At 63.9% G+C, this 11,186-nt stretch carries 13 protein-coding genes; 2 read left to right on the top strand and 11 right to left on the bottom strand.

Annotated features, from left to right (window positions below; genetic code table 11):
• Positions 1-324: 324 nt before the first annotated feature.
• Positions 325-1,881 (bottom strand): Do family serine endopeptidase, encoded by a 1,557-nt coding sequence (locus AC0L2P_RS30275; RefSeq protein WP_473506705.1) that lies wholly within the window; start codon positions 1,879-1,881, stop codon positions 325-327.
• Positions 1,882-2,073: 192 nt separating this feature from the next.
• On the opposite strand from AC0L2P_RS30275, the gene AC0L2P_RS30270 reads away from it, so the two are divergent.
• Positions 2,074-2,343, top strand: coding sequence for a CopG family ribbon-helix-helix protein (locus AC0L2P_RS30270; RefSeq protein WP_473506703.1), 270 nt, complete (start codon positions 2,074-2,076; stop codon positions 2,341-2,343).
• A complete protein-coding gene (locus tag AC0L2P_RS30265) occupies positions 2,340-2,648 on the top strand; it encodes a type II toxin-antitoxin system RelE/ParE family toxin (RefSeq protein ID WP_473506701.1) in 309 nt (102 codons plus the stop codon). The genes AC0L2P_RS30270 and AC0L2P_RS30265 overlap by 4 nt, the downstream gene beginning before the upstream one ends.
• A 4-nt stretch (positions 2,649-2,652) precedes the next feature.
• Here AC0L2P_RS30265 and AC0L2P_RS30260 read toward each other — a convergent pair whose 3' ends face one another.
• From AC0L2P_RS30260 to AC0L2P_RS30215, 10 genes are all read right to left on the bottom strand, one after another.
• Positions 2,653-3,114 (bottom strand): cytochrome c-type biogenesis protein, encoded by a 462-nt coding sequence (locus tag AC0L2P_RS30260; protein WP_473506699.1) that lies wholly within the window; start codon positions 3,112-3,114, stop codon positions 2,653-2,655.
• The gene (locus AC0L2P_RS30255) at positions 3,111-5,099 is read right to left on the bottom strand and encodes a heme lyase CcmF/NrfE family subunit (RefSeq protein WP_473506697.1); all 1,989 of its coding nucleotides are present in this window, start codon (positions 5,097-5,099) and stop codon (positions 3,111-3,113) included. The genes AC0L2P_RS30260 and AC0L2P_RS30255 overlap by 4 nt, the downstream gene beginning before the upstream one ends.
• Before the next feature lie 14 nt (positions 5,100-5,113).
• On the bottom strand, positions 5,114-5,557 hold the full coding sequence (ccmE, locus tag AC0L2P_RS30250; RefSeq protein WP_473506695.1) for a cytochrome c maturation protein CcmE: 444 nt from the start codon (positions 5,555-5,557) through the stop codon (positions 5,114-5,116).
• A gap of 3 nt (positions 5,558-5,560) precedes the next feature.
• Positions 5,561-6,697 carry a c-type cytochrome biogenesis protein CcmI gene (ccmI, locus tag AC0L2P_RS30245; protein WP_473506693.1) on the bottom strand — a complete coding sequence of 379 codons (1,137 nt, stop codon included), beginning with the start codon at positions 6,695-6,697 and terminating at the stop codon, positions 5,561-5,563.
• Between the two features lie 220 nt (positions 6,698-6,917).
• Positions 6,918-7,352, bottom strand: coding sequence for a hypothetical protein (locus tag AC0L2P_RS30240; protein ID WP_473506691.1), 435 nt, complete (start codon positions 7,350-7,352; stop codon positions 6,918-6,920).
• 121 nt (positions 7,353-7,473) lie between these two features.
• Positions 7,474-8,790, bottom strand: coding sequence for an ATP-binding protein (locus AC0L2P_RS30235; protein ID WP_473506712.1), 1,317 nt, complete (start codon positions 8,788-8,790; stop codon positions 7,474-7,476).
• A gap of 106 nt (positions 8,791-8,896) precedes the next feature.
• A complete protein-coding gene (locus tag AC0L2P_RS30230) occupies positions 8,897-9,562 on the bottom strand; it encodes a response regulator transcription factor (RefSeq protein WP_473506689.1) in 666 nt (221 codons plus the stop codon).
• A gap of 64 nt (positions 9,563-9,626) precedes the next feature.
• Positions 9,627-9,926: a hypothetical protein gene (locus AC0L2P_RS30225; protein ID WP_352468910.1), complete on the bottom strand. Its 300-nt coding sequence runs from the start codon at positions 9,924-9,926 to the stop codon at positions 9,627-9,629.
• Positions 9,927-10,272: 346 nt separating this feature from the next.
• On the bottom strand, positions 10,273-10,737 hold the full coding sequence (locus AC0L2P_RS30220) for a DUF3168 domain-containing protein (RefSeq protein WP_473506687.1): 465 nt from the start codon (positions 10,735-10,737) through the stop codon (positions 10,273-10,275).
• A 159-nt stretch (positions 10,738-10,896) separates the two neighbouring features.
• Positions 10,897-11,169 (bottom strand): hypothetical protein, encoded by a 273-nt coding sequence (locus AC0L2P_RS30215; RefSeq protein WP_473506685.1) that lies wholly within the window; start codon positions 11,167-11,169, stop codon positions 10,897-10,899.
• Between the last annotated feature and the right edge of the window lie 17 nt (positions 11,170-11,186).

The following is an 11,186-nucleotide window of genomic DNA, read 5'->3' as shown; positions in this document are numbered from 1 at the left end:
ACTCTCTCCCAGCGGTTCATTCTCGCCTCTTGGCAATGAATGTCATAAGACAAGCGCGTCGCGTTCGACCGGCCTCATGCGATGCGCTTTAGGTTGTTGTTTTATGCATGTCGTCATCACAAAACCGCTGCACACTTTTGGGCGACATGCATTTAAAACCGCTTCACGCTTTGAGCGGCATGTTCGAGCGGCAGCGGACGATTGGAAGCCCGCTGCCGCTGGGGCGGAACACGATGACTGACTAACGTATTCAGGCCCCGTGCTTTCCCGTGCGGCGGCTCGGGGGTGTTGAAAACCGCCGCACCGGAAAAGTCGAACCGGTCGTCAGCCCTTGGCGACAGGCAGTGCGACAAAGCGGTTGCTGTCGTCGCGGGTGATTTGCATCAGCACCGCCTTGCGGCCGGACTTCACCGCGTCGGCCATCGCCTTGTCGACGTCACCGGTGCCGTTCACTTCCGTCGAATTGACGGACGTGATGACGTCGCCGGGCTGGATGCCGCGATCGGCGGCATCGCTGTTCGGGTCGACGTCGGTCACCACGAGGCCCTTGCCATTGTCGGACTTGGTGACGGTCAGGCCGAGATCGGCCAGCGTGTCGGTCTTCGGCGCGGGGGCAGGCTGCTGGTCGGCCGAGGCCTGCTTGTCGCTCGACGGCAGCTTGCCGAGATCGACCTTGACGGCCTCGCTCTTGCCGTTGCGCCACACCGTGACATCGACCGATTTGCCGGGCGGGTATGCGCCGATCAGACGGGCGAGTTCCTTAGGCGAAGCAACGTCCTTGCCGTCCACCTGAGTGATCACGTCACCGGCGGTGATCCCGGCCTTCTTGCCGGGACCGTTGTCCTGCGCGCTGGCAACGAGCGCGCCCTTGCCGGATCCAAGGCCAAGCGACTCGGCAATTTCGGGGGTGACCGGCTGGATTTCAACGCCGAGCCAGCCGCGCTGCACCGTGCCGTTCTTCATCAGATCCTGCACGACCTGCTTGGCGGTCGAAGCGGGAATGTCGAAGGCAATGCCGACGCTGCCGCCCGACGGCGAGAAGATCGCGGTGTTGATGCCGACGACCTGGCCGTTGAGGTTGAAGGTCGGGCCGCCCGAATTGCCGCGGTTCACCGAAGCATCGATCTGGATGAAGTCGTCATAAGGACCGGCGCCAATATCGCGGCCGCGGGCCGAAACGATGCCTGCGGTAACCGTGCCGCCGAGGCCGAACGGATTGCCGACAGCCACCACCCAGTCGCCGACGCGAACCTTGGAATCATCGGCGAAGTCGACATAGGTGAAGTTGTTGCCGTCATCCACCTTGAGCACGGCAAGATCGGTGCGCGGATCGGTGCCGATAAGCTTGGCGTCGAGTTCCTTGCCGTCATTGGTCACCACGGTGAAGGCGGTGCCCTCCTCGACGACATGGTTGTTGGTGACGAGATAGCCGTCATCGGAGATGAAGAAGCCCGACCCTTGCGCCACGGGCCGCGGCTGGTCGTTGTTGCGGTCACGATGTCCAAAACGGCGCATTCCGTTCGGGCCCTGATCGCCGCCTTGATCGCCAAAGCCGCGGAATTCGCGGAAGAACCGGCGCAGCTGCGGATTGTCGGGAAGATTGCCTAAGCCGTCCTCGTCGTCCATCTGGCCGGAACCTTCATCGGCCGTCGGCTGGATCTTGGCCTTGACCCGCACGCTGACGACCGCCGGCGAAACGCGCTCGACCACATCGGCGAAGCTCGGGACCTGCGGTGCCTCGACACGCACGGCGTCGGCCAGAACCGGGGCTGTCCCGGTGGCAACAGCGCCGAAGCCGATCGCGCCGGCAATGGCCAGGGATGCGGCTGCGGCCAGCAGGCGTTTGCGGGTGCGAAGATATGAATTGGGGGCAACATTCATGGTTCTCGTATCCTCTTTTTCAAGGGACGCCCCTTGATTGGCATCCTCGACAAGGAAATAGCGAGCCGCACATTACGGCGCCATTTCCGGTACATGAAACTTTCGTAATGTATCGCCAACAAGGCGCACAAATCTCTTGGTCTTGCCCGTTCGGTGCCCTATGTGTACACAGTTCAGCACAAGGCTTTCACCATGACAGCAAGCGCCACCATGACGATTCGGGTTTCGTCCGAAACCAAGCTGAAGCTTGAGCGGATCGCCGCCGACACTCGGCGCAGCAAATCCTTCCTCGCGGCCGAGGCGGTTTCGGCCTATGTCGATCGCGAGCTGGAGATCATCGAAGGCATCAAACGCGGCATAGCCGACGCTGAAGCCGGCCGTGTCGTGCCCCACGACGAAGCCATGGCGGAAATCGACGCCATCATCGAAGCGGCGGAAGCCAAGCGCGCGGACAAGGCGTGAAGCGGTTCGTCGCCTGGTCGCGGGAAGCGCTGGACGACATCAAACAGCAAGTTGCCTTCATCGCACGAGAGAACCCGGCCGCCGCCAGACGCCTCGCGGACCGCATTCGCGACACGGGCCGGGGTCTTGGTGATATGGCGACCGGCCGGCCGGGCCGGGTAACAGGTACCTATGAGAAGCCCGTCAGCCAACTGCCCTACATTATCGCCTATGAGCTGCGGCCGATCGCCAGCCGTGAGAGCGTTGTTATCTTGCATGTCATTCACACGTCGCGGGACTGGCCACCGGAGGAATGGCCGGATTAGCCGACTAGTTGCCCAGCATCTTGTCCAGCGCCGCCTGTTCCTCGGCAGTTAACGCAGCGGTTGCTGTCGAGCGGCGCGAGCGGGCGGCCAGCAGGATGAAGGTCCCGCCAACGAGCAGCAGAAGAACTGGCGTCCCCCAGAGCAAGACATTGCGCAGATTGAAGCGTGGCTTCAGCAGCACGAATTCGCCGTAGCGCGAAACGACATAGTCCATCACCTGCCGGTCGGTATCGCCGGCGACGAGGCGCTGGCGCACAAGGATGCGCAGGTCGCGGGCGAGGTCGGCATCGGACTCGTCGATCGACTGGTTCTGGCAGACCATGCAGCGCAAGCCTTCCGACAAAGCGCGCGCCCGCGCTTCGAGCGCCGGGTCGGCGAGCACCTCGTCGGGCTTGACCGCCTGCGCGGCGCCGGCGAACAACAGCGCCAGCAGCAGGACCAGCGAGGCCAGTGTGACCCTTCTCATTGCGGGCTCGTCGATGGCACGGCGGCCGCAGCCTTGCGGCGCGACGGCGCGCCAACGCGCAGGCGGCGGTCGAGCAGCGACATCGCCGCACCCGCCATCATCACCAGTCCGCCGCCCCAGATCAGCGTTACCAGCGGCTTCCACCATAGACGAACAACGACGGAGCCATCGCTGCCCTCGTCGCCAAGCGAGAGATAGAGCTGGCTGAAGCCTATCGTCCTGATGCCGGATTCGGTCGTGCTCATCTGGCGCACCGGATATGAGCGCTTGGCCGAGGTGATCTCGCCGGTGACGCCGCCGTTGGCGCCAAGCAGGGCGAAGCGGCCGCGATCCTCGCTGTAGTTAGGCCCCTGCGCCGGGTAGAGCCCCTCGAAGCGCAGCTTGTGGCCGGACAGTTCGACGGTCTCGCCGGCATGCATCGACAAGATTTTTTCGGTGCCGAAGCAAAGCGTGCCGACAATGCCGAGCGTCGTCAGGCCGAGGCCGAGATGCGCAAGCGCTGTGCCGAAGAGCGAGCGCGGCAGGCCGGCGAAGCGCCTAAGCATGGTGGCGGGCGCGACGGTGCCGAAGCCGGATTTGAAGGCGAGATCGGTGAGCGCGCCGCAGATCAGCCAGAAGGCAAGGCCGACGCCGAGTGCCGCCAACACCGACGCGCCATCGATGAACAAGGCCGTCACCAGCACGGCGAGCAGCGCCGCCGCGAAAGCCGCCATCAGGCGCTGGGCGACCGCGAAAATGTCGCCGCGCTTCCAGGCGAGTAGCGGCCCGAATGGCACGACGACCAAGAGCGGCACCATCAGCGGGCCGAATGTCAGGTTGAAGAACGGCGCGCCGACCGAAATCTTGTCGGCAGACAGGGCTTCGACGACGAGCGGGTAGAGCGTGCCGACCAGCACGGTGGCGGTGGCGGTGGTCAGGAACAGATTGTTGAGGACCAGCGCGCCTTCGCGCGAGATCGGGTGAAACAGGCCGCCGGCCGTCAGTCGGGAGGCGCGCAAGGCAAACAGCGCCAGTGAGCCGCCGATGAACAGCGTCAGGATGCAGAGGATGAACACGCCGCGCGTCGGATCGGTGGCGAAGGCGTGCACCGAGGTCAGCACGCCGGAGCGCACGAGGAAGGTGCCGAGCAGCGACAGCGAGAAGGTCAGGATCGCAAGAAGCAGCGTCCAGATCTTCAGCGCCGAGCGCTTTTCCATGACGATCGCCGAATGCAGCAGCGCCGTGCCCGCCAGCCACGGCATGAACGATGCGTTCTCGACCGGGTCCCAGAACCAGAAGCCGCCCCAGCCGAGCTCGTAATAGGCCCAGTAGGAGCCCATGGCGATGCCGCCGGTCAGGAACATCCAGGCGACCAGCGTCCATGGCCGCACCCAGCGTGCCCAAGACGCATCGATGCGGCCCTCGATGAGGGCAGCGACCGAGAAGGAAAAGCAGATCGAGAAACCGACATAGCCGAGATAGAGCAGCGGCGGATGGATGGCGAGGCCGAGGTCCTGCAGGATCGGGTTGAGATCGCGTCCCTCGATGGGCGCCGGATCGAGCCTGACGAACGGGTTCGACGTCGTCAGGATGAACAGGAAGAAAGTGGCGCCGATCGCTCCTTGCACGGCAAGCACATTGGCCCGGAGTGTGGCCGGAAGATTGCCGCCGAAGACGGCGACGAGAGCGCCGAAGAAGGTCAGGATCAGCACCCAGAGCAGCATCGAACCTTCGTGATTGCCCCAGGTTCCGGTGATTTTGTAGATCAGCGGCTGCAGCGAATGCGAGTTCTCCCATACGCTCTCCACCGAAAAATCGGAGCCCGCATAGGCGGTTGCCAGCGCCACGAAGGACAGCGCCGTCAAGGCAAAGCCGGTCAGCGCGGCCGGTGCGCCGACGGCCATCATCTTGTGGTTGCCGGTGCGCGCACCGAACAGCGGCACCATCGTTTGCACCAGGGCCAGCGCAAACGCCAGGACCAGGGCGAAATGTCCGCTTTCAACCATTGTCGCCGCACCCGCTAGTCACTCTTGCTCTCCTGCCATATGCCCTTGGCCTTGAGGCCGTCAGCCACTTCCTTGGGCATATAGGTCTCGTCATGCTTGGCCAGCACGCTGTCGGCGACAAAGACCCCGTCCGGGCCAAACGAGCCTTCGGTGATCACGCCCTGCCCTTCCCGGAAAAGATCTGGAAGAATGCCGGTATAGGTGACCTTGACGTCCTTCTGGTTGTCGGTCACCGAAAAGGCGACGGTGGCGCCCTGGCCGCGCTCTACTGTGCCTTTTTCGACGAGACCGCCGAGCCTGATACGCTGGCCCGGCTGAAGGCTGGCGGTGGCCAGATCGGCCGGCATGTAGAAATAGGAGGCCTTCTGGCCAAGCGCATAGAAGGTCAGTGCGGTTGCAGCACCGAGAAACGCCAGCCCCGCGGCGATCACCGACAGTCGTTTCTGCTTGCGCGTCATCATCTACTCCGTCGCCGTCACGCCGAGCGAGGCGGCAAAGGCGGTGAATTTCCTGGCCTGGTCACTGTCCGCGCCAAAGACGGCGATACCGCGGTTGAGCGCGTCACGCGCCTGATCTTTCTTGCCCAGTACGGCATAGGAACGAATGAGTTGCATCCATCCTTCCTCGTCGCGCGGATTTTGCCGAAGCTTTTCGTCGAGGCCGGCAACCATGGTGCTGATCATGGCTTGCCGGTCCTGCGGCGACATCGAGGAAGCAGCATCGATATCCTCGGCGCTCGGCCCTTTCGCTGGCGCTCCGGAAGCGACGTTGCGGGCGGCGGAATCGGCCAGCGCCTGCTCGACCGCGCCGCGCCACGGCGAGCCCTGCGGCAGGGCGGCCATCATCTTTTGCCAGGCCGCCGTGGCTTCCACTATACGGCCTTCCTGTGCCATGCCCATGGCGAGATAGAACGAGGCCTTCAGGTTGGCCGGATCGAGCTTCAACGCCGCCTCGAACGCCGCCTGCGCTTCGGCTGAGACAATGCCGCCGGCCGCATTGGCGATCGCCTCGCCAAGACCGGCCTGACGGGCGGCGCTGTCGCCGTCGAGGCGGATGGCGTTGCGATAGGCGGTCACCGCATCGGCGTATCGCTGCATGCGCAGGTAGATCGGCGCCAGCACGTCCCAGCCACGGCCGTCGGATGGGTTGGCCGCCAGGTGCGCCTCGGCGCGCGCTATCAGCTCGTCGACCGAGCTGTCGGCGGGGTTCTTGGCCAGGCGTTCGCTGAGCGGTTGCGACGGCAGGTCGGGTGAGCCGAGCTGGCCATAGAGGCCCCAGCTGACCAGCGGAACGACCAGCACGGCAGCCGTCGCCACCAGTCTTGCCGACCGCGACGGCTGCGTCGCCGTCTCGCCGGCCTGGCCGGCATTGCTCAGGCGAAGGATGCGGCGGGCGATTTCGGCGCGCGCCTCTTCGGCCTCCATTGGCTGGATCAGGCCGCGCGCCATGTCGCGGTCAAGCTCGGCCAGCTGGTCGCGATAGACTTCAAGGTCGTGATCGCCGGCAGCGGACGCGTTCTTCGAGCCGCCGGCCAGCGGCAGCAGCACCGCCAGGCTTGCGCCCAGCGTCAGGATTGCGGCTATGACCCAGAACAGCATGGCTCTTCCAATAGAACGAGACCCTTGCCCTGCCAACACAAGCGTGCTGCGACGCTTTGGCGGGACCGCTCCGATCGATATGCATGTCGCGCAAAAGTGTGCAGCGGTTTCGCGATAACGACATGCATCAAACAAGAACTAAAGCGCGTCGCATAAGCCCGGTCGAACGCGACGCGCTTTAGTACCGGACCCGGGACTGGCGGATCGACGGCCGGGCCAGCTAGGTCAGCGGCGTCCAGCTGCCGTCGGCATTGCGGCAGGCGGTCCCGCGCGCGGTAGCGCCGGCGGTGCCGGTAAACACCGTATGGGTGTATTGCCGGCAGTCTTGCGAGCCGACGCGATAGGGTTGGGCGGCAACCACTTCGCCGCGATGGGCCGAAGTGTCGCTCTTCCAAGCCACTTTCTGGCCGCTCGCCGTATATTCAAGCGCCTTGTATTCCGCCTCGAGCGCGGTGCGCTTCTCGGTCTCGCTCAGGCCGGCGCCGATAGAGCTGCCAACGAGTCCGCCGCCCATGGCGGAGATGATCGTCGTCGCCACTTTGGCGCCGCTCGGAGGCGTCGCAGCCGGCGTCACCGTAACGGCCGGGCCCCTGCTGAGCGTCGTGCAGCCGGAGACGGCGAGCAAGGCGGAAACGAGCGCGACGCGAATATTCATGCAATACCGGCTTTCTTGAGCTGGACCGCCGCGCTGCCAGCAGGTTGGCGCGGCCATAATGTCGATGTTTGTCGGAAATTTGGCCGCAGCCGGCCACCTGGAAAAGCAATCTGGAAAAGCATTACTGAAGGCTCCGCAATCGAACCACCGCCTTCAATCCACCCATGACAGACCGTTCCAGCGCCAGAACGCCTCCATACTCGTTGACAAGGTCGGCGACAATGGCAAGTCCGAGCCCGCTGCCCGGTTTTGTTTCGTCGAGACGCCGACCGCGCTGCAATACCTCGCGCGCCTTGTCGTCGGGAATGCCGGGACCGTCATCCTCGATGCTAATCTCGAACAGATTGGCCCCACCCTCCTTGCCGGCAACGGGCTTGACGGAAACGGCGACGGCGCTCCTTGCCCATTTCGTCGCATTGTCGAGCAGATTGCCGAGCAGCTCCTCCAGGTCCTCGCGTTCACCGGCAAAGACGATGTCGGTGGCCGGCAGCGAGAGCGACAGCGCCGTTTGTGGGTTGAGCTTCTGCAGCACCCGCACCATGCGCTGGACCAGCGGTGCCACCGGCGTACGGTAGACGACGCTGTCTCGCTGCGCGGCGACGCGGGCACGTTGCAGATAGTGATCCACTTGCTTCTGCATGGAAGCGGCCTGCTCGGCAATCAGCTGGCCCTTGGCGCCGCCCAGCGCCCGCCCTTCGTTGAGCAGCACGGCAAGCGGCGTCTTGAGCGAGTGCGCGAGGTTGCCGACCTGCGTGCGCGACCGCTCCACGATACGCCTGTTGTTCTCGATCAGCGCATTGGTCTCGTTGGCGAGCGGCTCGATCTCGGCCGGGAAACGGCCGTCGAGGCGTTGCGCGGTTCCTTCGCGCACCATGGCAAGCGCATTCCTGACCCGGCGCAGCGGCTGCAGGCCGAGCAGGATGGCAATCGCGTTGATGGCGATCATGCCGATGCCGAACAGCGACAGATAGGTCAAAAGGCGCCGCTGGAAAGTGGCGATTTCCTGCTCGAGTTCGGTCTGGTTGCCCATAACGCGGAAGCGCGCGGCGCGGTTTTTCGCATCGAGGACGAACTCGCTCTCGAACACCTCCAACTGCTCGCCTTCGATGCCGTCCGCCGAATAGCTGCGCTGGAAGCTGGCATTGAAGGGCACCTCGGCAACGCTTGGCGACGGGATCGCCTTGGTCATCGACGACGAATGTAGATCGCCGTGCACGCCTTCCGAGGCGGGCTCGACCGACCAGTACCAGCCGGAATTCGGCTCCGAGAACCTCAAATCACCAAGGTCGGGAGCGCCGGTCAATTGGCCGCTTTCGGAAACGCCGACCGAGCCGATCAGGTTGAACAGATGCGCCGAAAGCAGGCTGTCGAAACCGCGCTCGCTGGCCTGGCGGTAGAGCGTGGTGATCAAGGTGAAGATGACGACCAAAGTGAGGATCGCCCAGACCGTGGAAAAGGCGATGACGCGAAACGCCAGCGAACGCGGCCATGACCGCCGCGACGGCGTGTTCGAGACGGCGGGTTTTGTAGGAAGCGGTTCCGCGTTACGCCTCCGGCTTACGCATGCGGTAGCCCATGCCGCGAACGGTTTCGATCATGTCGATGCCCATCTTCTTGCGAAGCCGTCCGACAAAGACCTCGATCGTGTTGGAATCGCGGTCGAAATCCTGGTCGTAGAGGTGCTCGACCAGTTCGGTCCGGGACACCACCTCGCCCATATGGTGCATCAAATAGGCAAGCAGGCGGAATTCGTGCGAGGTCAGCTTCAGCGGCGCGCCGTCGACATCGGCCTTGGACGCCTTGGTGTCGAGGCGCAGCGGCCCGCAGGTCAGCTCGGACGAGGCATGCCCGGCGGCACGCCGGATCAGGGCGCGCACCCTGGCCAGGATTTCCTCGATGTGGAAAGGTTTTGTGACGTAGTCGTCGGCGCCGGCGTCGATGCCGGCAACCTTGTCGCTCCAGCGGTCGCGTGCCGTCAGGATCAGCACCGGCATCTTGCGGCCGCCGCGCCGCCAGCGCTCGACCACGCTGATGCCGTCCATCTGCGGCAGGCCGATGTCGAGCACGACGGCATCGTAGGGCTCGGTGTCGCCGAGAAAGTGCCCTTCCTCGCCGTCGAAAGCGCGGTCGACGACATAACCGGCATCGACCAGCGCGTCGCCGATCTGCCGGTTGAGATCCTTGTCATCTTCGACGACGAGTACGCGCATGCGGAAGGCCTGTTGAAGCTGTTCAGATATAGGCCGATTCCGGCGCACTGGGAAACGGCACGGTTCAGTTCAGCGGAACGACGATCTCCGAGCGACGGGGACGCTGCCCGTCCTTGCCCGGAACGAGCACGACGATGACGCAGACCGGCTGGCCGCCGCGCGTCGACTGCGAGGCCTTGGCCAAGGTGCCGCCATTCTGCTCCGCCACCTGCTGGCCGATCGCGTAGCAGTCGGACGCGGCGAGGACGACCGGCTGGGGCTGCTCGGGCGCGACAGCGGGGATCGCCATCGCTTGCGACGCCAGCAGGCCGGCGGCTGAGAGCGCCAGTGCCGCGGTCCGGAAGTGGGAGCGAAGGGTTTTCATGGTCAGCGTTCTAACGCGCCGGTGCTGAACGTGATATGAACGGTGAACGCTCGAATGCATGCCCGCCACACCCCTGAAGCGAATTGCCGATGTCAACCTAGCCTTCCAATCCCTCGCCGACAATCAGGCATCATTTGGCGGGGAAGGCAATCGCTTCAGGTTTGTGCCGACTTCGATAATCGATCCTACAATCGATGGCAGATCTGAGCGAACCGAACCTGAACAAAAAAACCCGCCTCGGCGGGCGGGTCGTTGGAGCCAATTAGCACCATACCGAGATTAGTAGCATAGCTGCCGGCACAAAGCAAGAACAAAATTGCCCGATTTGGCGAAAAGTGCCCGGTGGTCAACCCTCGTCCTTGATCACGGCGCGGAAGCGCAGCAGCCCGTGATGGGCCGAAAGGTCCTCGTCGTAGCGGGCTTCGGCGAATTCGAGCTTGAGGTGGGCGCGGCGATGTCCGCCAAGCGAGAGCGCGGCATCGCGCAGGCGGCCGCTGACCAGGTCCATAATGTCGGTGGTTTCCTTGCTGGCCTCGGACTTCGACCAGACATGCAGCGTCAACAACTGCTCGGCGTCGTTCTCCGTCCCCGTTGCCCAGTCATAGACGCTGGTTCGGCCGAAGGTCATATGAGGGAACGCAACATTTTCCGGCATATGGTCGAACAATCTTGCGCCTCCCAGTGCCGTCGACAGGTCGGGATCGCCGTTCACCGCCTCGAATATGGCCCTTTGCAATTCGACGGCCGGCGCGGCAATTGTCTTGCCCCTCGCCCGTCGCGTCGACTTCCCGGCTGCGTAGCTGCGTTGCATGAAGGCATCCCGGCAAAAGCGCGAATCAGCGCGTCTCGTGCGGATCATGAACCTTCATGATCTCGGCAATAAGTCCTGCTCCTGCAACCCGCGACGATACGGCCGACGAAGCGGATGCGTTTGCTTCCTAGCTGCGGCCGGGATTACGAAATGTCGGGCTCATGATTTGGCCTGTGTCGAAGCGGATACGGCCTGCTTGACTGTCCGCGACGCCCGCTTCTTCTTCGGCGCGACCGGATTCAGAGCCGCCGCGGCGCGGTCCGCCTCTTCCTTGGCCAGTCGCAATTCCTTAAGCCTTGCCGTCTTGATGGTCCTGGCCTTCGCCTCCGAGAGATATTCGGCAGTTGCTTTGTTCCGCTCCGACGTCTTCTTTTGATTTTCCATGAAGCGAGCCTCAGCTTTTCCCATGATGTTCTGATTGCCTTCGGCCATTGGTAAAATCTCCTTGC

It is taken from the genome of Mesorhizobium sp. WSM4836 (assembly GCF_055811815.1).
The sequence above is the reverse complement of the archived record's forward strand: the minus strand, read 5'-3'. Positions and strand labels throughout refer to the sequence as shown.

What these genes read in the sequence shown, in the direction of transcription:
- AC0L2P_RS30225 (WP_352468910.1), bottom strand. Translation starts at nt 9,926, where the DNA reads ATGAAAACCCTTCGCTCCCACTTCCGGACCGCGGCACTGGCGCTCTCA.
- AC0L2P_RS30230 (WP_473506689.1), bottom strand. Translation starts at nt 9,562, where the DNA reads ATGCGCGTACTCGTCGTCGAAGATGACAAGGATCTCAACCGGCAGATC.
- AC0L2P_RS30260 (WP_473506699.1), bottom strand. Translation starts at nt 3,114, where the DNA reads ATGAGAAGGGTCACACTGGCCTCGCTGGTCCTGCTGCTGGCGCTGTTG.
- AC0L2P_RS30220 (WP_473506687.1), bottom strand. Translation starts at nt 10,737, where the DNA reads ATGCAACGCAGCTACGCAGCCGGGAAGTCGACGCGACGGGCGAGGGGC.
- ccmI (WP_473506693.1), bottom strand. Translation starts at nt 6,697, where the DNA reads ATGCTGTTCTGGGTCATAGCCGCAATCCTGACGCTGGGCGCAAGCCTG.
- AC0L2P_RS30255 (WP_473506697.1), bottom strand. Translation starts at nt 5,099, where the DNA reads ATGGTTGAAAGCGGACATTTCGCCCTGGTCCTGGCGTTTGCGCTGGCC.
- AC0L2P_RS30240 (WP_473506691.1), bottom strand. Translation starts at nt 7,352, where the DNA reads ATGAATATTCGCGTCGCGCTCGTTTCCGCCTTGCTCGCCGTCTCCGGC.
- AC0L2P_RS30215 (WP_473506685.1), bottom strand. Translation starts at nt 11,169, where the DNA reads ATGGCCGAAGGCAATCAGAACATCATGGGAAAAGCTGAGGCTCGCTTC.
- ccmE (WP_473506695.1), bottom strand. Translation starts at nt 5,557, where the DNA reads ATGACGCGCAAGCAGAAACGACTGTCGGTGATCGCCGCGGGGCTGGCG.
- AC0L2P_RS30270 (WP_473506703.1), top strand. Translation starts at nt 2,074, where the DNA reads ATGACAGCAAGCGCCACCATGACGATTCGGGTTTCGTCCGAAACCAAG.
- AC0L2P_RS30275 (WP_473506705.1), bottom strand. Translation starts at nt 1,881, where the DNA reads ATGAATGTTGCCCCCAATTCATATCTTCGCACCCGCAAACGCCTGCTG.